Origin of the sequence: Lysinibacillus sp. FJAT-14222 (assembly GCF_001278875.1) — a bacterium.
Taxonomy (GTDB): domain Bacteria; phylum Bacillota; class Bacilli; order Bacillales_A; family Planococcaceae; genus Lysinibacillus; species Lysinibacillus agricola.
This window is the reverse complement of record NZ_LIYL01000059.1, coordinates 14,098-38,552: the sequence shown is the minus strand read 5'-3', so window position 1 is coordinate 38,552 and position 24,455 is coordinate 14,098. Positions and strand designations below refer to the sequence as shown.

The 24,455-nt window shown below is 36.7% G+C and carries 28 protein-coding genes; 8 read left to right on the top strand and 20 right to left on the bottom strand.

Annotation, left to right across the window (positions count from 1 at the left end):
- Nucleotides 1-110: 110 nt before the first annotated feature.
- Complete coding sequence (locus AN161_RS23850; RefSeq protein ID WP_053596807.1) at nt 111-752, top strand: hypothetical protein; 642 nt, start codon at nt 111-113, stop codon at nt 750-752.
- 168 nt (nt 753-920) lie between these two features.
- Here AN161_RS23850 and AN161_RS23845 read toward each other — a convergent pair whose 3' ends face one another.
- The 9 genes from AN161_RS23845 to AN161_RS23805 form a co-directional block, all read right to left on the bottom strand.
- Nucleotides 921-1,271 carry a DUF3221 domain-containing protein gene (locus tag AN161_RS23845; RefSeq protein WP_053596806.1) on the bottom strand — a complete coding sequence of 117 codons (351 nt, stop codon included), beginning with the start codon at nt 1,269-1,271 and terminating at the stop codon, nt 921-923.
- A gap of 793 nt (nt 1,272-2,064) precedes the next feature.
- Nucleotides 2,065-2,877, bottom strand: coding sequence for an AraC family transcriptional regulator (locus AN161_RS23840; RefSeq protein ID WP_053596805.1), 813 nt, complete (start codon nt 2,875-2,877; stop codon nt 2,065-2,067).
- 33 nt (nt 2,878-2,910) lie between these two features.
- Complete coding sequence (locus tag AN161_RS23835) at nt 2,911-4,425, bottom strand: aldehyde dehydrogenase family protein (RefSeq protein ID WP_053596804.1); 1,515 nt, start codon at nt 4,423-4,425, stop codon at nt 2,911-2,913.
- A 14-nt stretch (nt 4,426-4,439) separates the two neighbouring features.
- Nucleotides 4,440-4,985 carry a hypothetical protein gene (locus AN161_RS23830; protein ID WP_053596803.1) on the bottom strand — a complete coding sequence of 182 codons (546 nt, stop codon included), beginning with the start codon at nt 4,983-4,985 and terminating at the stop codon, nt 4,440-4,442.
- A gap of 21 nt (nt 4,986-5,006) precedes the next feature.
- Nucleotides 5,007-6,953 (bottom strand): primary-amine oxidase, encoded by a 1,947-nt coding sequence (locus AN161_RS23825; protein WP_053596802.1) that lies wholly within the window; start codon nt 6,951-6,953, stop codon nt 5,007-5,009.
- A 374-nt stretch (nt 6,954-7,327) separates the two neighbouring features.
- Complete coding sequence (locus AN161_RS23820) at nt 7,328-7,873, bottom strand: GNAT family N-acetyltransferase (protein WP_053596801.1); 546 nt, start codon at nt 7,871-7,873, stop codon at nt 7,328-7,330.
- A 14-nt stretch (nt 7,874-7,887) separates the two neighbouring features.
- Entirely contained in the window at nt 7,888-8,421 is a 534-nt protein-coding gene (locus AN161_RS23815; protein ID WP_053596800.1) for a cysteine hydrolase family protein, read from the bottom strand.
- A 562-nt stretch (nt 8,422-8,983) separates the two neighbouring features.
- A complete protein-coding gene (locus AN161_RS23810; RefSeq protein WP_053596799.1) occupies nt 8,984-9,931 on the bottom strand; it encodes a stalk domain-containing protein in 948 nt (315 codons plus the stop codon).
- Nucleotides 9,932-10,183: 252 nt separating this feature from the next.
- Complete coding sequence (locus tag AN161_RS23805; RefSeq protein ID WP_053596798.1) at nt 10,184-11,956, bottom strand: glycerophosphodiester phosphodiesterase; 1,773 nt, start codon at nt 11,954-11,956, stop codon at nt 10,184-10,186.
- Between the two features lie 258 nt (nt 11,957-12,214).
- Between AN161_RS23805 and AN161_RS23800 the strand changes: the two genes are divergently transcribed.
- Nucleotides 12,215-12,433 (top strand): hypothetical protein, encoded by a 219-nt coding sequence (locus AN161_RS23800; protein ID WP_053596797.1) that lies wholly within the window; start codon nt 12,215-12,217, stop codon nt 12,431-12,433.
- Between the two features lie 90 nt (nt 12,434-12,523).
- On the opposite strand, the gene AN161_RS23795 is transcribed toward AN161_RS23800, so the two are convergent.
- Together AN161_RS23795 and AN161_RS23790 are read right to left on the bottom strand one after the other, a co-directional pair.
- Nucleotides 12,524-14,098, bottom strand: a complete 1,575-nt coding sequence (locus tag AN161_RS23795; protein WP_053596796.1) for an amidohydrolase — start codon at nt 14,096-14,098, stop codon at nt 12,524-12,526.
- Nucleotides 14,099-14,340: 242 nt separating this feature from the next.
- Nucleotides 14,341-14,925, bottom strand: coding sequence for a biotin transporter BioY (locus AN161_RS23790; RefSeq protein WP_053596795.1), 585 nt, complete (start codon nt 14,923-14,925; stop codon nt 14,341-14,343).
- Between the two features lie 541 nt (nt 14,926-15,466).
- Between AN161_RS23790 and AN161_RS23785 the strand changes: the two genes are divergently transcribed.
- On the top strand, nt 15,467-15,676 hold the full coding sequence (locus AN161_RS23785; RefSeq protein ID WP_053596794.1) for a hypothetical protein: 210 nt from the start codon (nt 15,467-15,469) through the stop codon (nt 15,674-15,676).
- 29 nt (nt 15,677-15,705) lie between these two features.
- Nucleotides 15,706-16,692, top strand: coding sequence for a DUF2167 domain-containing protein (locus AN161_RS23780; RefSeq protein ID WP_075807340.1), 987 nt, complete (start codon nt 15,706-15,708; stop codon nt 16,690-16,692).
- A 288-nt stretch (nt 16,693-16,980) separates the two neighbouring features.
- Here the strand turns inward: AN161_RS23780 and AN161_RS23775 are convergent, their stop codons facing one another.
- The 7 genes from AN161_RS23775 to AN161_RS30810 all read right to left on the bottom strand — a co-directional run bounded on the left by AN161_RS23775 (nt 16,981) and on the right by AN161_RS30810 (nt 21,327).
- Nucleotides 16,981-17,643 carry a TIGR04104 family putative zinc finger protein gene (locus tag AN161_RS23775; protein ID WP_053596793.1) on the bottom strand — a complete coding sequence of 221 codons (663 nt, stop codon included), beginning with the start codon at nt 17,641-17,643 and terminating at the stop codon, nt 16,981-16,983.
- The gene (locus tag AN161_RS23770; RefSeq protein WP_053596792.1) at nt 17,630-18,145 is read right to left on the bottom strand and encodes a sigma-70 family RNA polymerase sigma factor; all 516 of its coding nucleotides are present in this window, start codon (nt 18,143-18,145) and stop codon (nt 17,630-17,632) included. Before AN161_RS23770 ends, AN161_RS23775 begins: the two co-directional genes overlap by 14 nt.
- A gap of 220 nt (nt 18,146-18,365) precedes the next feature.
- Nucleotides 18,366-19,814 carry a GGDEF domain-containing protein gene (locus AN161_RS23765; RefSeq protein ID WP_053596791.1) on the bottom strand — a complete coding sequence of 483 codons (1,449 nt, stop codon included), beginning with the start codon at nt 19,812-19,814 and terminating at the stop codon, nt 18,366-18,368.
- A 428-nt stretch (nt 19,815-20,242) separates the two neighbouring features.
- A complete protein-coding gene (locus AN161_RS23760; protein WP_053596790.1) occupies nt 20,243-20,632 on the bottom strand; it encodes a hypothetical protein in 390 nt (129 codons plus the stop codon).
- Nucleotides 20,633-20,665: 33 nt separating this feature from the next.
- Nucleotides 20,666-20,839 carry a hypothetical protein gene (locus AN161_RS29970; protein ID WP_158003096.1) on the bottom strand — a complete coding sequence of 58 codons (174 nt, stop codon included), beginning with the start codon at nt 20,837-20,839 and terminating at the stop codon, nt 20,666-20,668.
- Nucleotides 20,832-21,086 (bottom strand): sigma-70 family RNA polymerase sigma factor, encoded by a 255-nt coding sequence (locus tag AN161_RS30815; RefSeq protein ID WP_241774636.1) that lies wholly within the window; start codon nt 21,084-21,086, stop codon nt 20,832-20,834. Before AN161_RS30815 ends, AN161_RS29970 begins: the two co-directional genes overlap by 8 nt.
- A gap of 22 nt (nt 21,087-21,108) precedes the next feature.
- Complete coding sequence (locus AN161_RS30810) at nt 21,109-21,327, bottom strand: sigma factor (RefSeq protein ID WP_241774635.1); 219 nt, start codon at nt 21,325-21,327, stop codon at nt 21,109-21,111.
- Nucleotides 21,328-21,461: 134 nt separating this feature from the next.
- On the opposite strand from AN161_RS30810, the gene AN161_RS23750 reads away from it, so the two are divergent.
- The 4 genes from AN161_RS23750 to AN161_RS23740 all read left to right on the top strand — a co-directional run bounded on the left by AN161_RS23750 (nt 21,462) and on the right by AN161_RS23740 (nt 23,026).
- The gene (locus AN161_RS23750) at nt 21,462-21,902 is read left to right on the top strand and encodes a MerR family transcriptional regulator (RefSeq protein ID WP_053596789.1); all 441 of its coding nucleotides are present in this window, start codon (nt 21,462-21,464) and stop codon (nt 21,900-21,902) included.
- Nucleotides 21,889-22,242 carry a DUF4260 domain-containing protein gene (locus AN161_RS23745; protein ID WP_053596788.1) on the top strand — a complete coding sequence of 118 codons (354 nt, stop codon included), beginning with the start codon at nt 21,889-21,891 and terminating at the stop codon, nt 22,240-22,242. The genes AN161_RS23750 and AN161_RS23745 overlap by 14 nt, the downstream gene beginning before the upstream one ends.
- Nucleotides 22,243-22,494: 252 nt before the next feature.
- Nucleotides 22,495-22,647 carry a hypothetical protein gene (locus AN161_RS29965; protein ID WP_158003095.1) on the top strand — a complete coding sequence of 51 codons (153 nt, stop codon included), beginning with the start codon at nt 22,495-22,497 and terminating at the stop codon, nt 22,645-22,647.
- Nucleotides 22,648-22,696: 49 nt separating this feature from the next.
- Nucleotides 22,697-23,026 carry a YrdB family protein gene (locus AN161_RS23740; protein WP_075807339.1) on the top strand — a complete coding sequence of 110 codons (330 nt, stop codon included), beginning with the start codon at nt 22,697-22,699 and terminating at the stop codon, nt 23,024-23,026.
- Nucleotides 23,027-23,154: 128 nt separating this feature from the next.
- Here AN161_RS23740 and AN161_RS23735 read toward each other — a convergent pair whose 3' ends face one another.
- Together AN161_RS23735 and AN161_RS23730 are read right to left on the bottom strand one after the other, a co-directional pair.
- The gene (locus tag AN161_RS23735; RefSeq protein WP_053596787.1) at nt 23,155-23,376 is read right to left on the bottom strand and encodes a hypothetical protein; all 222 of its coding nucleotides are present in this window, start codon (nt 23,374-23,376) and stop codon (nt 23,155-23,157) included.
- A 10-nt stretch (nt 23,377-23,386) separates the two neighbouring features.
- Entirely contained in the window at nt 23,387-24,454 is a 1,068-nt protein-coding gene (locus AN161_RS23730; RefSeq protein WP_053596786.1) for an outer-membrane lipoprotein carrier protein LolA, read from the bottom strand.
- Nucleotide 24,455 lies beyond the last annotated feature (1 nt).

Sequence of the window (24,455 nt, the reverse complement as noted above, 5' to 3'; positions counted from 1 at the left end):
TAAAGTTACATGCTTGTTCAATTCGAATAAAAAAGAAGGTAATTGGAAAATATTGCGGAATTTTTATTTTTATAACATCTAAACTGATTTTCTATTGGAGGGAAGAATTAATGAAGAAAATTTTTTTACTTCTTTTCTTTTGTGTATTTTTAGTTAGTTGTCAACAAAGTACAGACCAAGATAATACGATGGATTCGAACAGAGAATCCGAAGTTGCTTTTTTCCCTGACACTGAAATGAGCTTAACATTAAAAGAAGCAATTGAGATTGCCCAAAAAGAGGCACTTAAGTGGAATAAAGAAGCAATGTTATATAGTGGAAATAGTGTTGACAAAGATAAAACGCCAACAGGAATGGAAGGTAGAAGAAAACACTGGAACATCGAATTTGGTATACCGGGTAAAACAGATTTTTATCTAGTAACTATCCGAGACGGAAAGGTAGGTGAAAAAGCGCATGTGCCTAATGGATTCGAAGTTATGCCTAAAAATTACTTTATCGCTAGAGTTGAAGAATTTAAGTATGATACACCTGAATTACTAAAGAAGGGACAAAAAATCACCAAAATATATCCAGGGGACACTTTTGCTAAGGGGTATAATTTTAGTTTCACTAAAGACCCACAAAAAAACATTCCAATTGTGATGGTTATCGGTTGGGATCAGGACAAGAAAAATATGATTTATTTAAAGTTCAACGCAGTAACAGGAGAGCTAGAAGAAGAATTTGAAAAAGAACAATATAAAAATTAAAAGGTGTTGAATTCATAAAGAAAAATACGGTTATCTCCATACTTACTTGCTTTATATTTATTTTTACATTTTCACCGAAAACACAGGCCATCGAAACACGTGCCGTCTCTGAACATACTGCAGGTGTAAAGCACCAGTTAGTTTAATATCTTATTTGTTTATTCTCTCTCATTTTTCATTAATCTCAATTTTTTCCGCACTTGCTTGTCCTGGATAACTTTCATCTATTGCGGTTGTCCATACAGAAACATTTTGTCCTACTTTTAAAGATTCAATTTTATCAGTTGAAAACCATATCGCATCTGGACGCTCATCTGCTAATTTTTCAGTTTTGCTTTCCACTAAAAATCTTCCACCTTCTATTTGAATAATTTCGCCTATGATTGTAGGTTTATCTGCTATTTTCTCAGTTGACTTTGAAATCTCTTTGTTGAGTTCTTCCTCTTTAACACTTTGTTGACAGCCTGATAACCCTATTGATAAAAATAGTAAAGAAAAAATTAAGCTGAATTTTTTCAATATCATCACTCCTTTTATAAATTAGACGGAAATTCGTGGTTTTCGTTTCAGTAATCTTAAATACCTTTGTATATATGTAGGAAGACCAATCTCCGAAATTATTGGTTTCGAATCAATCTTTTTTTATTTTGCTGTTTTCATAAAAATTGAAGCTATTCGAAGCTCGTCCGTACAATATTTTAAAGGGAGACACGCTTGCCTCCCTCTTCTTCTAAAAATTTTATACCGGGTGCCATTACATTCTTAGTCACGACCTCGGACAAATCGTACCAATACTTCTACCGCCGTCATTCTCCCAACGATCAATGTCCCAAACAACATCTTCCACACCGTCATGTATTTCTCCGCTAGGAAGGGTACCGGTTCTTACTATAGAAATAATCCATCATCCTTTTTAATAATATTTCGTATTTCTATATTATGTAATGTTATTTGTTTTGTTCATCGCCAAATATGGGGGGGTGTTTTGGAGCTAATAATCAAACGAGCTTTTATGAATAGTCTTATTGATAGTGAGATGAAAAGGATACGTCTCTTTTTTTTACTTACCTACAAAACAATTATCGAATCAAAAGGATTACTTTTAAGTCTGAAAGTATCTGTTGCAACTGGATCAATTATATGAATTTTTATAGCTAATAGAATTTTTCAATAAAGTTAGGGTAGCGAATCGTAAATGTAGTTAAACTAACTGATATGTTTTTTCTGGAAGAAAGTATACTGTTCATGAGTAAATAAAAAACATACTAACATTAGTATGTTTTTTATAAGAAAGAGTGAAAGCTTTGAGGGGCTAATAAGATAGAAACTTTCGTTTTATATTTTTCCATCCTAAAAATTCTTTTATATATTCAGCAGGTGTTATGACAAGTAAGCTTTTAAATTCTTTGTAATAATGTGAAGGATCATAGTAACCATATTGGTCAATGTTTACAGGTGTCTCTTCAAAAGAAAAATGTTGAAGTAAGAGTTGAATACGTATGAATTTACTTAGTTTTTTTGGTCCAAAACCTGTTTTTTTGTAGAAAAGTTCTCGGATATATCGCTCAGAATAACCTGTTTTATGCTGAATTACATCTGGTAAGAACAGCCCATTATTTTCAATAATAGAATCAAAACAAGTAGCGAATATTTCTTCACCCAAGCTTTTTTCCTTTTTTTGAGAACAAAAATACTCATTACAAATCTGCACTCTTTGTTCGAAATCTCCTGCTTCAAAAACAGCTTGTATAAATTTAGAGTCTAGTGTGCAGCCTAATTCAACATTAACAAACGGTTGTTGAACAATTTGTTTTAATGCGCAATTGTATTGAATAACTGTTTGTTTTGGATTTAGACGAACACCAAAATATTTACCTTTTGGGGTAAATGAATAAATTTCACGTGTAGTCGGGGTATTCCCTAAGACAACCTTTTGATCTTTGCCCATATAAAACATTAAATCTTGGCAAGCATCAGGAATGACATGAATATCACTATTAATGCCTATTGGTTCAAACTCATAATAAAATAGTATATCTTGGTTTAAATTGCTGTTTGGAGTCAGTTCTCTATAAGAATACGTTTTTTGGACCAATTCAGGTTGGATTGGATAATAGCTACTCAATAAGCCGCCCCCTCACTTCACTCTTAGGTAAAATTAAAAGAATCCTTGCGCCTGTTCATTGTAACTAGCTAATACACATTTAGTTAATTGATACGATTCTAAAGCTTTTAAATGATTTTCTCGACCGACGCCTGACTTTTTGTAACCGCCAAATGCTGCACCAGCAGGGTATTGGTGATACGTATTTATCCAAACACGTCCTGCTTGGATCTCTCGACTTGCTTTATAGGTAACGTTTGTATTACGTGACCATACAGCTGCCCCTAATCCATACATAGTATCATTTGCAATTTCAATCGCTTCCTCGAAGGTTTTAAATGTAGTCACTGCCAATACAGGACCAAAAATTTCTTCTTGGAAAATACGCATTTTGTTATTGCCTTTAAAAATAGTTGGTTTAATAAAATAACCATCTAAATTATCAAGGTGATTTTCGGCGCCACCGATTAAACATTCTGCGCCATCTTGTTTGGCAATTTCAAAATAAGAAAGAATTTTTTTATGTTGTTCTTCTGAAGCCTGTGCACCCATCATTGTTTCAAGTTCAAATGGATCACCAACTTTAATTTGCTTTACTCGTTCAATGGCTTTTTCCATGAAACGATCATAAATAGACTCATGGATTAAGGCTCTAGATGGACAAGTGCAAACTTCACCTTGATTTAAAGCAAACATAACTAATCCTTCAATCGCCTTATCTAGATATCCGTCATCAGCATCCATGACATCTTCAAAGAAGATATTAGGAGATTTGCCACCTAACTCTAGTGTAACAGGAATTAGATTCTCAGATGCATATTTCATAATCAGTTTGCCGACAGCTGTAGAACCCGTAAAAGCCACTTTGGCAATACGTGGGCTTGAAGCTAACTCTTTCCCTGCCTCTACACCAAAACCATTAATGACGTTTAATACACCTTTTGGTAATAGGTCTTGAATAAGTTCAACTACGAATAAGAATGATACCGGCGTTTGCTCTGCTAATTTTAATACAACACTATTTCCTGCAGCAAGTGCTGGCGCCAATTTCCAAGCTGCCATTAAAATAGGAAAGTTCCATGGAATGATTTGGCCAACTACACCAATAGGTTCTTGGTAATGATAAGCTACTGTATCCTCATCAAAAGGTGTCACTTGCCCTTGTTGTGCGCGAATAGCACTTGCAAAATAGCGGAAATTATCAATTGCCAATGGAATATCAGCATACATAGTTTCACGAATCGCTTTCCCATTATCCCAAGTTTCTACCCTTGCAATTTTTTCAAGGTTTTCTTCCATACGATCAGCAATGGCTAGTAAGATACGTGCCCGTTCTGCTACGGGTGTTTTCCCCCAAGTTTTTTGGGCTTCATGAGCGGCATCTAATGCTAGCTCTACATCTTCTTTTGTTGAACGAGCTACACGTGTAAATACTTCTTTCGTGATAGGCGTACTATTATCGAAATACTCTCCATTTACAGGTGCTACCCATTCACCACCAATAAAATTGTCATATTTCTTTTTGAATTGAATGCCAGATTCTTCAATACTCGGTTTAACATTTAGCATAATTATCGACCCCTTTAATGATGATGTTGATGCTGTTGTTCTGCTTTTACAGGTACCTCATGTTGAATCTCAAAACTACTTAATACTAGTACACAAATCATTAAACCTGCCACAATGTAAATATGCTTTGGAATGGCTTTTATAAAGATAGGAAACATCTCACGATTCCATACACCGATAGAAATGATAGCACTTACAATAAACATCATTGTAAAAAAGATAATGCTTAACGTTAAATATTGGGTGGTCATTAATGTTAGCATCGCGCCCATCATTGCTCCCATAAAACTAGATCCTACACTTTCCATGAATAGGTACATTGGTAAGCCTGTTGACAGTAAATAGCCTAATGCAATAGAAATAATAATAGATGCTATTGCACCTAGTACCATATCGGGAAGCCAGGTAGCCATATTCATCCCAACAGCAGTACTCATTGTCATAGAAATCAGCATAATACAGCACTTGGCCATGCCATGATTAGCAAAACGCTGTTTTAATAAACGGTTAGTGATTACCGTAAACGTAATGATCACCAACATGCTTAGGAATGGTAGCATATAATCACTCCTTAAAGAGTTTTATTGTATATGACATGACGAAGTTGTGTGACACTTCTTGTCCGGTCTAGGAACGTCTATTGCTGGGTTTCGGTCAAAGAATCCAACTGGTTTTAATTGGAAATTGATGTATGCAGTTGGCATTACAGGCCAATCTTCAGGGCGCGGGATATGATGATGGCCCATTGTGTACCAAACGACGATATCTTCATCATCAATTGAACGGTTTTTCTCAACGTATTTTGGAAGTCCATCTCCTCCAGCATGTTGATTTGGATACATACCTGTTGCATATTTTTCATTTTCATCAAATTGCGTAACGTGTAAATGGTGTTTAAGGAAGCCAGCACGTTTCATAACGCTTGCTTCTTCATGAGCAAATGGGAAGCAATTTTCGCCAGGCAAAATTTTATATCCAACAGGTTGATTCACTCGGTTAAGTGAGTTTTTATTGATAATTTTCCAAGTACGCTGCGTTTTTAAGTCTAAATTACGTAACGCTTCCTTCTCCGTTTTAAAGATACGTGAAAGAGGATAGAAACCATTGGCATTCGGATTGTGTTCACCCAATGTTTCTGATACTGTTTCCGTTTCAACTACTGAGTTATTTTCACCGTCTAACATCGTATCAAGTCGGAAATTAAAGAAGTGTTGATGATGTGATGCGTTTAATCCTGGAGAAATCTCAGATCCATATTTTGTTTGGATGCCATCTTCACATGTACCAGTGCTTAAAATACCTGTTAGTTTGACTTCAGCTTCAATCGTACCGTCTTGGTAGAAACTCCAATAGAAGCCGTAATCATAATTTCCAACTGTACAGAAGAATGAAATCACTAGTCGACGTGAGCGCCGAACTTCTACATGGCCTGTACGCCAATCTGTATGTTTCCAACCAATCCCGTAATCTTCTTCGTGTAAGCAAATCGCATTTTTGATCGTACGCGCATTTCCTTTAACATCAGCTACAACACCATCAAAGTATTGAATTTCCCCTAAGCAGTCGCAACCTAGTTCTAACGAATTGGCTAATTGACCCATTCCATATTCACCAGCATCAAAGGCATTTTGTGTGTTATGCGAAAATGTTGGTTCACCATAAGGGACAACCATTTCTGATAATGCTGCACGATAAAGAACTGGGCGATCCTTGCCTTTGTCATGGTAATTAATTGTGTATAATACAAGGCCCTCACGTGGTGTAAATCCATAGCGGAAACTCCACTTTTGCCATTTGATCAAATTCCCTTCAATTGTAAAGCTTGGACCTTCAGGTTGAATGATTTCCAGTGGTTTCAAGTCATTTCTAAACACAATTGATTCATCAACTTCAGGATGGTAGTTACCTGATGTTGTTGGAATTGGACGTACCCCGTGATCTTCTACTTTGTAAACTTCCATTTTGTTTAGGTCTACATACGTAACAATACCTGTTAAAGGGTAAGCATATCCGTTATCTTCTAGTGATTGTTTTTGCCAACAAATCGCACGAAGTAAACGTTTACCTTCATGTTCCTGAACACCAAAATTTCCTGCTGACCAAGGATCCACCATGATTAAATCAGGATTGTCAATGCCACGTTTCTGTAAAGCTGCTATAAAATCAGGGTGGCTCTTTACTAATTCTTCACATTGCTCAAATTCCTCTAAGGCTACATTTGGTTGTACCCCAGGAATATGTTCGTAGGAATCAACTTTTTCTGAAGTTAAATTTACAATTGCTTCAAATGTTTTCAATTCTTTATCATCTAAAATCACTAAAAACACTTGGCGATCTACCGTATTACCTGGTTTGTAATTTAGTACTTCTGATTTTTTAGGTTCATGTAACATCACGGACATAAATCGTACATGTTCAGACAACTGTTGCTGTTCCTTGACTATTTGAACAGCTTTTTCAATTTCTACTTCAGATAATGGTGATAATGGGTGACTTAGCTCAACGTTTGGATTAACCTTTACTGACATTCTATCAACCCCTTATAATTTGTTCTCTTTAATTATAATCAGAAAATTCAGCGAAGTTATTGTAAATAACGGCATTTTTACAGATAAGTTATTTTTAGCTAAAAATATACAATATTTTTTGCTTTAAGTGTTTTTTAGCAAAAATACTAATTGAGTAGTTTATAGTTCTCTTCGGGAGACCACCATTTAGACCGTCTTCCATCTTGCCATAGCAATTCTCAAATATATGTTCACTAAATTCAAATATGCATTACGTGTTTGCAAAGGATCGGATGTCCAGGTCATTTTTTCGTAGCCAATTTGAGAAGCAAGTTGTTTTTGTTGTAAAAAAAACCAGCTAAGCACCTATTTGCTTAGCTGGTTTTATTTTAAAATTATGCCTTAATTCTTCCCATGACAATCGTATTATAATAGTTGCCATCTGAAAGGAGTTTATCATTTTTCAAGACGCCTTCAACTTCAAAGCCAAGCTTTTTATAGAGCAAAATTGCTTTGTCATTTGTCTCTACAACAGTCAAGGCCATTTTTTTAATGTCATTAGCGTCAGCCCATTCTACCGATGCTTTTAAGAAATTTTTGCCTATCCCATAGCGCCAAAACTCCATTAATACACCTACACCGAAATCTACTTTATGAGCAATTCTCTTTAATGGCGAGCCCGCACATCTAGAGAATCCGACAATGCGATTATCGACTACTGTCACTAAACACAAATTTCTTGGACTTTCTGTGTCCTCCTTAATAATCGCTTCAAATCCTTTCGTATCGATAAAGCCTTCCCCTTGTTCTCTATCGAAGTTTTCCGTTTCACCATCAAGTTGTAACCTTAATTCTGATAATGCTTGGGCATCTTCGATAGTAGCGGATCTAATTGTATAATGAAGTTCATTTACATTAAATTCTTGGCTGTTTATGAGCATTATTGAAACCCCTTTTACTTAGTTTGAAAAAAAGTACGTGGCTGAATGTTCACGAATCGATTGTGCCAAACAGACTCGTGGTGCTTTATGATTTGCTGCGCATTTAATACGCGACTATCTAGTGTGGTATGTGCACCTTCAACTAAAATATTGTGATGGTACCCATAGCTATAAGCATTTCGAATGGTCGTATCAAGGCAAAATTCTGTTTGAGCGCCAGCGAAAATAAGCTGCTCAACTTGTTGGTTCCGTAAGTATTGCGCTAATTCCGTTTTATAGAATGCATCCCACGTTGTTTTTTGAATCACTTTATCCTCGGGTTGTCGTAGAAGCCCGTGATATAGATCCCAGCCTGGCTTTCCAAATGCAAAATCGTCGTCTTTATTTGAATCCGTATGTTGGACAAAAATAATTGGAACTTCACTATGCCGTGCCCAAGTTATTAACATATTAATGTTTTCTAATACTTTTTCATAATCAAATAAGTAGTTTTCACTATCCAAAAAGAATGCTTCCTGCATATCCACTATAATTAATGCCTGCTTCATTTAATGCTCCTTTAAAAATCTGACTTTAATTATCTTATTGTACAGAAATTCATTATCCATTTAAAGAAAATTATGAGAAGGAAAAACTCACTATGAGGTAGATTTCCATTCCAGCTGAACACTTTCCAAAGGGCGTATGATGAACCACTTTGAGCAACGGATGTTTTTTGTGCGAAAGCGAAGCGGCAGCAACACGATACTAAGGCGTTATCACAAGACGTGATGTCATTGCCTTCGTTCCTCAACTCCAGGGTTGCATCTATACACTTATTCCCCAAGAATCGCACAGCTCACCTGACCCTTGATTTAATCTCAAATAAAAAACTACTCCTTTTTGAAAAAAACTTGATCAAAATGGAGTCTACTCTTGTGAATTCATATACAATTTTTTATAGTTAAGTTTAGTTACTTAACTATTATATATTGGTAAATTATTAGGGTGTTTTTGAATATAGACAAAATAGCGTTGCTCCTTTTGTTTATTTTCAAAAATAACTTTAACAAATTTTCCCATACAAAAACCCCTCCGCAGCACGATGCCATGAAGGGGATGGACAACATTTTATTTCATTAATTCTTCAACAAATTCAACTGGTACATATGTTTTTGATGGTTCTAATAAAGCTGGTGCAACTTTAAAATGACGGATTGCTTTATTATAGCCGTATTCTTTTTGACCACGTGTAATTGTATAAGATAAAGCACCTTTAGAGATAATAGCGCCTTTTCCTGTTGATTCTACTTTAAAGCCTAACTCTTCGGCAATTAAACGTAGTGGTACCATTTTTGTACCTTCAACTTCATAAAAGTCCTTGTTAATGATTTCTTGGATAGCAGATTCAGATGGATTAACTTCACCAGGATCAACCTCACCTGGCTCTTGTGCAACCGTATCTAAAACGACAACTTTTGTAGGAGGTGTTTGTGCTGGGATGCTCATTGTTGCGATTGTATAGAACACTAGTAAATGTTGTTCTGCTAAGTCCTCAGCCTTTACTTCTTTGCCAGATAGGCTAAGTAATTCTGTTTCTTCGCCAACATTTAGTTTTAATGTGTTATCCGTATTCACTAATTCTTTATTGAAAAAGTCTACTTCAACAGTTCCCATTTCTTCTGATTCAACAATAATTACCTCTGGGTTATATTGTGGTGGATAAATCATAAGCATTGGTTTGTTTGCATAAGTGTAAGCCGTTACTTTATAACCTTTTTGTAGCTTTACTTCTTTACCAGTATTATCGAAAACAAGTGTATCGTCATTTACGACAAAAACATTTGTATTTTCGCCTTCTTTAACAGTGTAATACGTTGCATCATCACGTTTTTCAACATTGTCAACTGTTCCAGCTACTTTAATAAAAATCGGCTGAACTTGTGGATTTTGCTCATTATTGTCAGTAGCGTTCGTTACAACCGCTTCTCCTTCGTTTGCTGATGCAGATGGAGCTACTACAGCGCCCCCGATTAATAATGCTGACATGGCAAATGGTACGACTTTCGTCATTTTCATAAAAAAAGCATCTCCTTCATTTCACGAATTCATAGTAGTAGTCGGTTATAAAAGAAAAAGGTTACAACATTACCAACATTTTTTTATTATTTACCTAAAAAAGCCGTGATTCTTAAGAATTACGGCTTTTTACTTAAACTATTTGGATGGGTATTTTGTTCGGTCCGCGGGTATTCACCTTCTTCGCGCGGGTATTTACTTCGCTTCCGCGGGTATTCCAAATAATCAAATGTTAAATTTATTCATATAGAACTAAAATATGAATTGAAGTCGATTTAGTACACGCTGTAAAAAGTATTGATGCTCACTTTGCTTTGTTCGTATATCCAAGGCTACATTTGGATGATCGGTAATGACTCCGGTGACATTTTTCTCGATAAACTCTTGTAATGAACGATCTTTATTTAGTGTCCATACAAACAAATCAATTTTTTGTAGCTTCAGCTCTGTGATTAGCTGATCTGTTACCCAGGATTCCTCAAGTGCAATAAAATCTACAGTTTCAACCATTGGCCCGATATTTAATACATAGACAACACCAACACGTAAGTTGGGTGTCAATTTTTTTAACTGTGACATCATTTGTGGATCTGATGATTGCACATAATACGTATCGAGCACCTTATAAGCCTTTAGTTTTTCTACTAACTTGGGTAATACGTCTTCCGTTTCTTTACCATGAACTTTCAATTCAATTAGTAAGGAAACATTTAGAGCCTTTGCTACTTCAATAAAATCATCTAATGATGAAATTTTATCGTTTAAGCCATTTGCATGAATCGTCAGGGTCTTTAATTCACCGAGCGTCATATTAGCGATAACACCGTTTTTACCTGTAAGTCTTCTTAATGTTCGGTCGTGGAAGACAACGAATTGTCCATCTACTGTTTGCTGAATGTCGATTTCGATTAGGTCTGCCCCTGCACTTGCTGCGCTGACAAGGCCACTGATTGTATTTTCAACATTGCCCGCTGTAAAGCCACGATGAGCAATAATTTTTGTATCTGGTGCATAGACGCTTTTCTCTAGCGAAATAGTATTCATCACACTTAATACGACGAAAACAATCAAAACAATGAAAGACAATGGCTTATAGCGCCTTTTCTTAAACTTCGGTGTAAACCTTGCCTTGCCTAAAACAGGCGTATTATAGGTAATAGCCACCATTACTTGTGAAAACGTTGCTTGCAGTAAACTAAATAACACCACGAAGACCATTTCTAAAAAGGCAAGTGTAAGCCCCGCTGTGACAAGTGCTGCACTCGGCATAAAACGCTCTAAAATATATAATGGCAAGGTACCTATTACCGTAATCCCTAGCATTACGAGTAAATGACCTGCTAAAAGCATGGTTAATAATACAAGAAGTTCAAACAAGCCTCGCTTCGAAAAACGCCAGCTCTGTATTAATGAACGAATTATTGATATCTTTGGTTGGATTGTAAAAATCGGCAATGTCAAAATGCTACGTATCCCCACTATTACTAAAACACTTGCAACAGCAGCATAAAGTAGCTGGCCAGAACGACTGCTCATTATTTCATCTGTTAAAAAATGTGGAATAGAGATGGCTTGAGTTAATGTTAGCGGTAGCATAAATGAAGCTAATGGTAATAAAAGTGCAATATAAATAATTAGAAAAATGACCTGCACACTAAAAAAATAAATAACTTTACGATTGAGCTGCTGCCATATGTGTAGAAATCGATAACGAATACCCCTTTGTTGGTAAAACGCCATTAAAAAAAGAAAGCCCATTTCATAATAAATAAATAGTAAAATGGTCATGATCAAAAGAATGATCATTGAGATGACAAAGGGGTGCATGATAAAACTTTGTATATTTTGCTCAGTAATATGTGTATAACCCGTTACTTGCAGCATTAGCTTAAATACGATAGTTGTCATAGGAATAATTAATAAAAACTGAAATAACCTAATCAGCCCGAAAACCTGTACATAATCAATGCGATACATATAAACATTGTAGATGGCTTGTCGCATTACTTGTCCCGCTTTGTGCATTCACTCACCCCAGTCATACTATCGTATTCCTTATCTTAAACGTGTTTACACTTTTTATAAGCTCTTTCCTATATGATATGTTATGCCGTTTATTTCAAATTACCTTTAGCTCTAGAAATACAATTTGTCCCATATAATATGCGAGGAAAAATAATAAGATTTGTGTATTTATGGTGTCTATAAATATTTTCTTGAAACTTTTTCGTATGCCACTCGGTAAATAATATAATCGATACTATTTGAAGGGGCCAAATAATTATGAGACATACAATTTTTAATCTCGGGGATATCATTATTACAACCGTACTTCTTATAATTTTCCTTGCCTTATTTTTCGTGATGATTAATATGATTAAAAAAATGAAATCTACAGCTCCTCTGCCTCCTCAAGAAACACTTCAGCAAAAAGTAGATGATTTAACTACACGAGTTAAAAGACTAGAGCAGCATGTGAAAGATTTATCAGAAAAACAATAGCTCCTATATTGTGTTTAACGTTAAATACGAGGGAAGGCATCATAACAGCCTATCCCTCTCTTTTTGTTGAACCAAAAAACGCTGTAAAGTTTATTCTTTACAGCGTTTTTTATAAACGATACGGCCATCAACAACCGTATAGGCGACTTTTACTTGTGAAATATTTTCGATAGCTATCGTAAAAAGATCCTCTTCTAGAACAGTGAAGTCTGCAGTATAGCCTCTTTCAATCTTACCTCGAACATGGTCTTGGGCTATTATTTGTGCAGCCCCTGTAGTATAGAGTCGTACTGCCTCAAAGCGTGAAATTTTCTCCTCTGGACCGTAGCCATTATGAGATTCCCAAAAATTCCGTCTTGTTACTGCAGCATATATACCATGTAAGGGATTGGGTACTTCAATCGGGGCATCACTACCACCTGCAACAACTAATCCACGAGCTAGTAGCGATTTTAACGGGTGCAAGCCTTTTGCTCGTTCCTCCCCTAGCCTAGCTAGTTCTGCTTCATACTCTCCCTGCACAAATTGCGGTTGCATATCCACTGCGACAGGCAACGAAGCAAGTTTTTCTAAAATACCTTCATCGACCAAGCTACAATGAATAACACGATCTAATTGACCTTTGCGAGGCGGATGGGCGGCAAATACTTTTAAAATTGTTTCAATGGCTAAATCTCCAATGGCATGCACTGCCACTGTTTGTCCATGTTGACGTGCAAGTTGAACATATTCTTCTAATTGTTCTGTTGAATGTACGAGCATACCGCAATTGCCTGGTTCATCACAGTACGGTTCACGAAGAGCAGCAGTACGTCCTCCAAAGGCACCATCGATAAAAATCTTCATGGCACCAAACTCTAAATAAGGAGAAGATGTTTCTTCCATCTTGGCAACTTCTTCAAATACCGTGTGGTGTTGTAATAAATGAACTTTAAACGATTGCTTTGCCTCAACAATCTTTCGAAAAGCATGTATTGGTTGAAGCGGCGGTCCGTAATAACTTAAATCCTCAGAATGACCACCTACTAAGCCATATGATTGCAGGGATATTACTGCCTTTTCGAGAGCATCCTCAATATACTCGGGCGTAATATGAGGCATATGGTTAACAATCATATACAACGCTGCATCCTTTAAAACACCAGTTAGCTGTCCATCCACCTTATCAATCACACCACCCTCTGGTGATGGAGTGCCATTGGTAATGCCTGCAAATGATAGCGCCTTGGAATTAGCCAAAATTAAATGGTGACAGCTTCGTTTAATAATAAGATGTGCTTCACCAAGTGCATCTAGTTCAGCTAATGTTGGGAAAATAGGAGCTTCAAATTGCGTCTCATTAAGCCCTATCACGATCACCCATTCATCAGCGGGAACCTCTGTCATCCGTTCACGAATAATGGCCAATAGCTCTTCCTTACTTTTAATGTTCGATACATCGATATGCTTTAATTTTTCCCCATAGCCAATCATATGTAAATGACTATCGACAAAGCCTGGATACATCACATTTCCTTGTAAATGTTGAATAGAAGTAGCTTGTGGCGACAAGCTATCTACTGAGCCTGTCGCCACAATTTTCCCATCTTTTACAAGGACTGCTTCAACTATTTCGCCAACTTGCGCCATTGTGTAAATTTTTCCACCTGTCCATAACGTTGCCAAAACAATTCCTCCTATGCAATCGCTTCTAATCAATTATGCCTCGGCATAATTGTAGCTGTCGCTTTGCTTTCGCTACAGAAAACATTTGCCGCTGTCGCTACGCTTTCGCGCAGATAAACAATGCGTCCGGAATCGGCCATGTGTTAGCACAAAGAACTCCTTTCCGATTCCGTGACATCCGCCAGAGGCTTTGGGCCAACGTGATGTTGGTCACTCAGTCGTTGCCACAGGACGTGGCGTTCTTAGACTGAGTTCCTCTGTTCAGCGGGTGTTTGGACCCCGCTGAAAGAAATTAAATGTGCTTGTTCTAAGCGACGACGAACAATGACACCCATCCATCCTGCCAGTACAGCTTTCACAATACCTACCACGATAAATGGTGCCGCACCACCCATAAATGCAGCTGTCCAAGTTAAATCTCCAACGATTTTTAACCAAGCCGTTCCAAACGTCAATGTCACAACCATCCCAATTAGGTTCGCAACGATGGCATTGAAAATCGTAATGCCAAATTTATCTAAATATAAGCCCATAATGATTGCAGTAGCTAGGAAACCAATAATATAGCCACCCGTTGGACCAACCAAAATAGCAATTCCACCTGACATACCGCTAAATACTGGAATACTTGCTGCACCAAGCAAAATATAAAGCAATACTGATAATGTACCAATTCTTGTCCCTAAAATCGTTACAACTAAGCCTACTGCTAATGTTTGTCCTGTAATTGGAATAAGTGGAAGCGGAATCGTTACTTGTGCAAGAACAGCAATAATCGCTGCACCAAATGCCGCTAACACATAATTATATGTACTATTTTTTTTCAAACTAAATTGCCTCCCTTTGTACGTTAACTCAAAGTATAAATAAGTTAACACAAAGATAAAACAAATGAAAACTGTTGTCAATCTATTTTGAAAAATTGCTATAGTGAACTAGCAATTTCTTATCATAAAGGCCATGACCAAAGTGGTGTATTCATAAGATTGTCCGCTTGTAATTCAAAAAACCAGGAGTTATTTGATAAACCAAGAAAACAACACCAACCAAATAAAGCCCAAAAACTTCCATGAAAAGGTTATCAAAAAATGCGTAAATATAATCAGTCGCATATACATATTGAATGTACAATTCATTAACAATCTGCAATTAACGTTGTTTTTTTGACTATAATTAGTCTATTTGGATTAAAAGTTGTTCGGAAAAAGACCCACATCTTGAAAACGAGGAATGGGTATCTCAGTCTCCAACGTGAGCTAGCAAGCGGCAGAAATTGTGCAGCATGTTTTCAATTGGACGAATACGCATTGTAACAATTTGTCTTATATGGTAACCTACATAAGTATTTTTCCATTATAAGGAGGTAAGTTGTTTCGTACTGGTATCATATTTTTAATTTTAGGGTTAGGTGCATTTATACTGCCGCAATTCGGTCTACAATTCAAATTATTTACCGTTTTTAACGACATTTTTGGCGGAGGCGAAACCTTTGTAGAAATTGCTCTTGCAGGTATAGGCGCCGTCCTAGTATGCATGCATTTATTTAAAGAAAAGATGGACAAGTCGTTCGCAGCATAAAAACATGTGATTTTTGGGAGGAAGTTATTTTGAAATCGTGGATTGCAAAACTATTTAAATCAGTAACTGTTATGACTTTAATTATGATGATGTGTGCGGTTCCCGCATTCGCCGAAGAAGAGCTGAATTGGGTAGAAGGTAGTGGACAGAAAGTTGACGTGGGGACCAATTTAGCGGAACTGGAGTTAGGCAGTGATTTTATTTTTCTTAATGCCGAAGATACGAAAAAGTATCTAAAGCAAGGCGGAATGGAACCGAGCGGGTCAGAAATCGGTGTGGTTTTCCCAAAAGATGAAAAACAGACTTGGGCCGTTTATTTCGAATATGAAGAATCTGGACATATAAAAGACGACGAGAAAACAGATATCGATGCTGATGCTTTGTTAGACAGCTACAAAGAAGGTACGGAAGAAATGAATAAGGAGTTAAGCCCTGAAAATCAGTTATTCGTTGACAAATGGGATGTTGCTCCATTCTACGACAACCAATTACATAGTTTGTCGTGGTCATTATTGGCGCATGATAATCAGAACAACGGTGTTATTAACTACAATGTGCGAATTCTATCCCGCCAAGGCTATATCTCAGCGATACTCGTCTCAGATCCGGCGAATTTGCAGGCCGATCGTATAGTGTTTAACAACAAGATCCTAAAGCAGTTTAACTTAAAGCAAGGTCAACGCTATGAGGATTTTGACAAAAAAACCGATAAGGTAGCTGAATTCGGCTTGACAGGATTAATTCTTGGAGGCGCGGGTCTGGCGGTTGCCAAAAAAGCGGGCTTGCTTGCTGTGCTCATCCCTCTATTAAAGAAGTTCGGGATCATAATTGTGGTGGCCGTCGGCGCGATTTGGGGCTTTATTCGCAAAAAAACCGGATTGAAGAAAGAGCAGTCGGAGGAACAATCGACACAATCTGAACAGCCAGAACAATCGGAGCAACCAACACAATCTGAACAACCAGCACAATCAGAGCAACCGGCACAGGACCAGGAGATTGACAAGCAGAAAGTTTAATTTGCAAGAATAGTAACCGCTCAATGTTTCGCGGACCTGGATATTGAATTATTTCAAAAATAAGAATAATCAAAGCCCTTCCTAATCGCTCGATAGCCGAGTAATTAGGAGGGGCTTTTCATACCGTTTATTCATTTAAAGAATCCGATAGCGAATAACTATGGAGCCTCTGCACTTTGAGATAATTGCAGCTCGAAAAGTCGTTACTACGAATTAATATGTACTACTCTTTTTCAAATTAAATTGCCTCCCCATTTGCGTTAAGAATTAGCAATTTCTCTTCACAAATTACCAAAGCGGATCGTTGGTAGGATCATCTTCTTGTAAATCAAATACATATGGCGCTAATAGACGATAAAAAATATAAACACCCGCTACAAAGAAAATGGTCCCGATTGCAATATTATTAAAGATTATATGCATAAAAGCCATAAATGGAATCGGGAACGTTAAAATACCACTCATTTTCATTGATTTTTTTGAGCGATATTGTTTTTTCCCACAATAAGGACATTCTAGTTGTCCATTTTTCCGGTACATTCTTCGCGCTTGCTTTTCTGACCAAGTTTCGCCACACTCAATGCACACTGGTAGGCCATATCCTTTCTTTAATAACACCCATTTAACAAAAAAAGCAAGCCCCACCATAAAGCTAAAAATCAATATACCTTTTACTAAATCGTATTGCAAAATTGTCCATAGGCTCCATGTATCCCCTTCTTGCTGTAAACTAGCTGCTTGATGACTTCCTGAATTTTTATTTTGTAATAATAAATAACTAAAACCAATGACAAAAAGCGTAAACGTCGCAAGCACCACACGATATTGCCATGGACTACTTCTTCTTTGTTTAGTTTTACTACGAGTTTTCTGGGCAATTGCCTGTTTTTTCTCATCTGTTAGCTTTACATCTCGAAGTTCTTTTAGCACATCTTCTTTAAATTGATTCATGGCGTAACACCTCCCAATCATAATCACCGATTGCTGTTGCAAGTTGCTTTCTAGCCCGCTGTAATCTTGTCCGTACCGTCGCTTCTGGACAACATACTAGCTGTGCGATTTCCACTGTCGTCATATCCTCAAAATAATAGAGAATCAGTACTTCTCTGTATGCCACAGATAATGTAAACAGAGCTTCTACTAGCTCTCGTTTTGTGGACTTAGCAAGAAATTCTTTTTCAGGCGTGACGGCTGTCGTACGCCCTGTTATTTTTTCAAAGAGTGTCAATCGTTTACTTTTCCAGCTACGCAAATAATCATGGCTTCGATTGACCGTCATTTTCACTAAATATGTACGTAATGATGATTCTTGCCGAAATTGCTCTTGCTTTTGATAAAAGGCGATAAACACATCTTGCACAATGTCCTCAGCCGTTGCTTCATTTTTCACATATAAATAAGCAACCTTTAGCAAATAGTCACCGTGCTCTGCAATAATTTTTTCGATATCCATCGTTGTCCTCACCTTCTTTCTAAACTACTGACGGACGCCACTTCATTTCCGATTCACTTTTTCAAAAAAAATTTTTAATGAAAAGAATCTGCAAAACTCCAACGTTAAATTCGTTGAAATGAAGCAGACTCTCTATGATTGATTATCAAATGCCGATGACGGTAAGACCAACTATATAAAGAGACACCCCCATTTTTTTCTGGATGCCTCTTTCGCTAAATTATTTACTATTTCCCACATCACTATATTGGTTAAAGACTGTGATTTGGTTTCGGCCATTGCGCTTTGACGTATATAGTGCTGTGTCCGCACTATGGATCAGTTCTTCGACTTCGGTAATCTGGCCTTGTTTATTTGTACTTACCCCAATACTAAATTCTAATTGAACGGCCTCATCATTGATTGTTAAGGATAGAGCAGTTAATGTTTGATAGAGGTTTTCCGTCATTGATTGAACAGATTCGCCTTCCCTTAATTGACTAAGAACAATAAACTCATCTCCGCCAAAACGAGCGACAATCGACTCAAACGGTTGAAAATAGTCTTTTAATGTAGTAGCAGTAATCGTCAAAGCATCATCCCCAAATAAATGACCGTTTGTATCATTAATTTCTTTAAAATGATCTAAATCAATCATCATTAATGCTAATTGCTGATTTTCTGATGAAGCTTTCTCCACCATTTTCTCTGCATTCTCATCAAAATAACGACGATTATAAATATTCGTTAATGGATCAATATAAGAAGTTTTTTCAAATTGCTTCTTCTGGTCATTGTACTCCATCTCAAATAACACATGTGTATAATTTTCCCTTTGTATTTCTAGTAAAATGTTAATATATTCCTTCTGTATCGAGCACAACACAATTTTATTACCCTGCTCTTCTATAAGCTTTACTAAAGAATTGTAAATGGTTTGAAGCAAAGATAAATCATTATTTTGTAAGGCATAGTGCTTCGCCTTTTGATATAAATCAATGGCCTCGCCAACGCTTCCCTGTTTTTCATTAAGCAGAGCATAGGCATTCATAACCTCCAATTGCACCTTGGAATAAGGCGGGTTCTGAATCGTCACCAGCAGCTCCTGCAATATTTCATATGCTTCATCAAATTCTTCCAGCCAAATTTGCGCAACAGCTAAGTTTATTTTGGGATGGATAATTCCTGTATAAGGATTGTCATGCTTCGTCTCAAAAGCATTGGCATAGTATAGGCTCTTTAATGCAAATTCCTTCGCCTTTTGATAATTTCCTAAGGAGTTTTCTAAATCACTTAAATTATTATAAATTTTCCCCATACTTTCTACATGTTGAATACGCTCAGCAATCTTTAGTCCCTTGATCATAAACTCTTCAGATTTCTTTAAATGACCAAATGTCCCCCAATAGATGGAGGCTAAAATATAATGATGGATTAAATCGATATCATCGCCATATTGAAAGGTTAATTCACGATATTGCTCAAGCACACTAATGGAAACTTGCAAATCACCTGTTTGAAAATAGCTTGCACAGCGATAACGTAATAACAGGATTGCTTTATTATACATACCAAGTGCAATGGCACTTTCAATTGCGGCACTACTTAATTCTATATATTCTAAATAGCGATTCGCATTATATAATTCATTTAGCGTAATCCATAATTCGTCAAATTCTTGTGTGTTCATACCGCCCCTCCTCATATTAACCCCTACTTCTTTAATACTATCTTCATGTGTAAAATATTACAATTCTTCGGAATCATTTATTTTCAAATTAATGAGTAAATTAACCTAAAATTAACATTAGATGATTATTTATTCCTAGAAAACTTGTAACATTTTCTTAAAACGACTCATTATATTTATATCAGTACAAAAACTATAATTTCCTTACATATAAAAAACAAGCCTCTTCTTGAAAGAGACTTGCAATTTGTCGACAAAAAATAAATATAAATTAATGCGTATCCATAATCAAAGGTTGGTTTTCACTCCGAGTTGGCGCTTTTCGCGGGCTTGGCTTCAATCTCCTTGTCACTACGTTCCTGCGGGGCTTTCAGCGCAAGCTAATCCCGCAGGAGTCACCACTCTCCGCGAAAATCAACGGTTCCTCATCACAGGATGAGTCGAATTTCTTGTACCAAACCGTTTGGAAAAGTTGGATATTTTTCTAGATAAAAGATACCAAGCTTTTTTTTAGCTGCATACATCGGTAACAGCGGCTCAATATACGTCTTAAAATATTTTTTGAATCCTTTCTCTTTAAAAAGAACCGCATATTCAGGTGATTGTTGTAGCATGGCAAGCTCATCATAGTGCTCCTTCCTCACAGCCTTTAGCTCTGCCTCAGAATAATGAAGATCAAGTGACTTCGCATAATAATCAATAGCAACTACCTTCTTGTAGCGTTCAAATGCCTCTTTTGTATAAAATTCCTCGTCTTGTTCGCGCCAATGGATACGCATAATATTTTCAAAATGAGCAAGCTGTGTATCGTTAAACAAGTTTGCCGATTGTTTCGTTTCCTTATTCAGTAGCTACACCATGACAAATTCTACTAAGCATAACGTCACAATTACTGTTAAAAACGCGAAACGAATGGGCTTTTTGGGTTTGACATCTTGCTGCTGTAAGACACGTTTTTTGACACACTCCTTACTCTCTTCCATATCCCCTGCTACTTTCACCAATTCTTTTTGCCATTCATTCATGTCCAAGCACCTCCCATTCCTCCTGCTTTAGATCAGACTTTAGGATTTCTCTTGCCCTTCTCAGCCTTGTTTTAACAGTGTTTTCTACAATACCTAGAACCTGTGCTATTTCGGCAATCTTCATCTCTTCATAATAGTAAAGGATGATTGGCTCTCTATATGTTAGTGGAAGCTTTAGAATAGCTGCTCCGATATGCGATCTTTCCTTCGCTTCAATCAGTTCATCACGCTGTTTGTTAGCCTTCACCGGAAATATTTTTCTTGTAAAATCATTTTTTATAATGCCAGCTTTTTAAATAATCCTTGCTTTTATTAATCGTTAACGTAGATAAATAAGCACGTAGCTGTCCACGTTCCTCATAATTAGGTTGAGAAAATTTTATAAAAACCTCCTGCACAATATCCTCTGCTGCATGTCTATTTTTCACGTAAAAATAAGCGAGACGCAATAAATGCTCTGCATGTTCATCTATCATTTTTTCATGCATGCCGTCACCTCCCCCTCTTATACTATTAACGACTGCCATTAAATGACCGTTTCACTTAATTTCAAAAAATATCAATAAATTGTATTGACCTTGGAGCATACTCCAATGTTAGGATAAATTCAGGAGGTGTTCATATGCAAATCAAACAGTTTGCAGTTAAGTATAATTTATCTACTGATACCGTGCGTTACTATGAAAAAGAAGGATTACTACATCCAAATAAACGGGACAATGGCTATCGCGTGTACGATGTCACTTGTGAACATACAATTAAATTTATTTTAGTATTAAGACAGCTCGGCTTTACATTACAAGAAATCAAACAACTTCTTACACTTGAGCAAAAGCCTGTTTCAGATTCCTGCAATCAAGCAACGGTACAGCTATTCTCTGGAAAGATCACTCACATTGAGCAGCAGTTACTTTTTTATCAACAGGCACTCAAATCCTTACAGCTCGCTCAAACATTAATGGCTGAAGGAAAATATGCGGAAAATAAAATGGTCATCGGTTCACTTATCGAGGATATGTATAACCAATTACAGGAAGGTCGTGGTCATCATGAAACTACGTAAAATTATCTCATTGGAATATTTAATAGCATTTTTAGTAAGTATATTTTTCTACTGGCATTTTGAATTTTCGTTCCTCTATTTTGTATTGTTTTTATTACTACCTGATATAAGCATGGTAGGATACATTGTAAACACTAAAGTCGGCGCGCTATTTTACAATATTGGCCATAGTTTAGTCCTACCAGCCATTCTCTTGATTATAGGCTTTGTCACTGTATCGACACCGCTACTCATGGCCTCTATTATTTGGCTAGCTCATATATTTTTAGATCGTGCATTAGGCTACGGATTAAAATATGATGAAGCCTTTACTAAAACTCATTTACAGCAAATAGCTTAAGTTAGAAGTAGCGATTCTATCAGCGTTACGGTTAAAACTATACAAAAGAGTTACAAAAAAAACACTCATCACCAAAAGTTGTGGATGACATTTGTTAAAACGTATGCAAGTTGATTGAAGTGGAGACTGGGCGACTCCTTGGGGATCAGCGTCACAGATGAGACCCTGGAGCGAGCAACGCGAGTGAAGCGGCTCATCGGACGCCCCCAGGAAGCTTTGCTCTGTGCGAAAGCGTAGCGACAGCAACAACAAATGTTTTCTGTAGCGAAAGCAAAGCGGCAGCTACAATTGTTTTGTCTGTGCGAAAGCGTAGCGACAGCAACAACAAATGTTTTCTGTAGCGAAAGCAAAGCGGCAGCTACAAAGCGCCCAGTCGGAACGGAAATCAACCACACGCTATGGTGATGATCCACAAAAAAAACACATTTCAAAAATCAATTTTTGGAGGAATAATATGGTGTTGAATTTAGCTCTTCGCTTTCTATTAGAAATTTGTGTGATAGTGGCTTTTGGGTATTGGGGTTTACAAACTGGGAAAGGCATTTTCTTCAAGCTTTTACTTGGAATTGGAACACCTGTTTTATTCGTAGTTCTTTGGAGTATGTTTGGTTCACCCAAAGCAACGATCCCTTTGGATGGGGCTTGGCATTTTATGCTTGAATTTGTGATTTTTTCTTTAGCCGTAATAGCTCTATATGCTACAGGGCGAACGCAATTAGCATCTATTTTTGCAATACTAATTATCATTAATCAGATTTTATTGTCCGTATCTCATCAACGCTAAAAAACCCACATTTTTAAAAGTGGATTTTTTAGCTTTTTTGAAGGGAAGTGTATATCGTTGTAAAGTTAACCTTAATACTGTTTACTCCCTTCCAATCCCTATACTCTTTAGGTACATCAAATTCATAATTAAATAAGTCGCTTAATCTTCGTTTCATATAACGCAACGATTAGTAAACCACCAAGTATAGGGGTTAAAGAACTAAAACTGAAATAAAAACCTTCATCATTGTATTGTCCTAAGAAATGAAATTTCAGCCATGCAACGTCGTATGTTTCACCTACGCCATATAAAAACACTGTGCTAAATAAAAACAATGCGAGACATTTTATAAAATCATTTCTCTTCATACATTTCACCTCACTTAACGATGGTCATTTGTTTTGCATAGGCTACAAGGTCTTCGATTGTTAGCTCAGGATTTCCAATCATAATGCCATATTGATAGCCCTTTTCCTGCCAGCCAATATAACGGAATTTATCCATGTCCATGACAGTACCTTTTTGACCTCGGATGTCCATTTCTTTTTCACCTAAAGTAGGATCAACCTCAATAACACTACTATTCGCTTTAAAAACCGTTACTGAAATTTCTTGTTGACCATTCTTAACATAATTGAAAGTATACCCTGAACGACCTTCTAGCCCTTTATCTAATGAAATATCATCCAAAGTTAGTCCATTTTCTTCTGGCACCATTAAAAATTCGCCAAGCTCTTCCTTCACTGTATCCAGTGTTACTGACTCAGATTCAGTTCCACTTATTTCTTCCACTTTTGCATCCTTTGGAATATCAATTGTAAATTGTGCATCATCAATTTTTGCATTTTCATCCATTTTCGTATACTCTGATGTCATTTTATTTCCAGCACTATTCGTTATTGTTTTTAACGTTATCCATGTTTTTTTATCAATCCATACTTCTATATCATCTATTAAAGTATCATCTTTTTTCGCTTTAGCTACAATTTTATACGTATCTCTTCCAGCAATCTTTTCCTCCCCATCAATTTTTACATCATGTGTATCCTTTACTAAATTAAATAGTGATTCTGCCTGATCTCTTGGTGATGGGAATAAATCTGAATTACCTTCGCCAATATCTATTTTATGAACTGTGTTTTTTACAACATCATATATAATGACTTGTGAGCCATTGTTGACTGTGATGATATGCTCACCATTTTCAGCTGTCATCTCAATACGTCGTTTACCATCTTTAGTCCACTCCTCGACTTGAGCTTTTCCTCCAATCTCACCCATATCCATTTTGTATTCACCGTAATAAGTAAGTGGTTCTGTCGTTTCCTGTAACGCTTGATCAATAATTTCCTGGGGTGAATATGACCCCTCTGTATTACAACCTACTAAGCTAAATGTTAGTGCGGCCACTAAACCTACTGCACGTAATGATTTTTTCCAATTCATT

What these genes read in the sequence shown, in the direction of transcription:
- AN161_RS23850 (WP_053596807.1), top strand. Translation starts at nt 111, where the DNA reads ATGAAGAAAATTTTTTTACTTCTTTTCTTTTGTGTATTTTTAGTTAGT.
- AN161_RS23835 (WP_053596804.1), bottom strand. Translation starts at nt 4,425, where the DNA reads ATGCTAAATGTTAAACCGAGTATTGAAGAATCTGGCATTCAATTCAAA.
- AN161_RS23830 (WP_053596803.1), bottom strand. Translation starts at nt 4,985, where the DNA reads ATGCTACCATTCCTAAGCATGTTGGTGATCATTACGTTTACGGTAATC.
- AN161_RS23825 (WP_053596802.1), bottom strand. Translation starts at nt 6,953, where the DNA reads ATGTCAGTAAAGGTTAATCCAAACGTTGAGCTAAGTCACCCATTATCA.
- AN161_RS23820 (WP_053596801.1), bottom strand. Translation starts at nt 7,873, where the DNA reads ATGCTCATAAACAGCCAAGAATTTAATGTAAATGAACTTCATTATACA.
- AN161_RS23815 (WP_053596800.1), bottom strand. Translation starts at nt 8,421, where the DNA reads ATGAAGCAGGCATTAATTATAGTGGATATGCAGGAAGCATTCTTTTTG.
- AN161_RS23810 (WP_053596799.1), bottom strand. Translation starts at nt 9,931, where the DNA reads ATGAAAATGACGAAAGTCGTACCATTTGCCATGTCAGCATTATTAATC.
- AN161_RS23805 (WP_053596798.1), bottom strand. Translation starts at nt 11,956, where the DNA reads ATGCACAAAGCGGGACAAGTAATGCGACAAGCCATCTACAATGTTTAT.
- AN161_RS23800 (WP_053596797.1), top strand. Translation starts at nt 12,215, where the DNA reads ATGAGACATACAATTTTTAATCTCGGGGATATCATTATTACAACCGTA.
- AN161_RS23775 (WP_053596793.1), bottom strand. Translation starts at nt 17,643, where the DNA reads ATGAATCAATTTAAAGAAGATGTGCTAAAAGAACTTCGAGATGTAAAG.
- AN161_RS23770 (WP_053596792.1), bottom strand. Translation starts at nt 18,145, where the DNA reads ATGGATATCGAAAAAATTATTGCAGAGCACGGTGACTATTTGCTAAAG.
- AN161_RS23765 (WP_053596791.1), bottom strand. Translation starts at nt 19,814, where the DNA reads ATGAACACACAAGAATTTGACGAATTATGGATTACGCTAAATGAATTA.
- AN161_RS29970 (WP_158003096.1), bottom strand. Translation starts at nt 20,839, where the DNA reads ATGAATGAATGGCAAAAAGAATTGGTGAAAGTAGCAGGGGATATGGAA.
- AN161_RS30810 (WP_241774635.1), bottom strand. Translation starts at nt 21,327, where the DNA reads ATGCATGAAAAAATGATAGATGAACATGCAGAGCATTTATTGCGTCTC.
- AN161_RS23750 (WP_053596789.1), top strand. Translation starts at nt 21,462, where the DNA reads ATGCAAATCAAACAGTTTGCAGTTAAGTATAATTTATCTACTGATACC.
- AN161_RS23745 (WP_053596788.1), top strand. Translation starts at nt 21,889, where the DNA reads ATGAAACTACGTAAAATTATCTCATTGGAATATTTAATAGCATTTTTA.
- AN161_RS29965 (WP_158003095.1), top strand. Translation starts at nt 22,495, where the DNA reads ATGTTTTCTGTAGCGAAAGCAAAGCGGCAGCTACAATTGTTTTGTCTG.
- AN161_RS23740 (WP_075807339.1), top strand. Translation starts at nt 22,697, where the DNA reads ATGGTGTTGAATTTAGCTCTTCGCTTTCTATTAGAAATTTGTGTGATA.
- AN161_RS23735 (WP_053596787.1), bottom strand. Translation starts at nt 23,376, where the DNA reads ATGAAGAGAAATGATTTTATAAAATGTCTCGCATTGTTTTTATTTAGC.
- AN161_RS23730 (WP_053596786.1), bottom strand. Translation starts at nt 24,454, where the DNA reads ATGAATTGGAAAAAATCATTACGTGCAGTAGGTTTAGTGGCCGCACTA.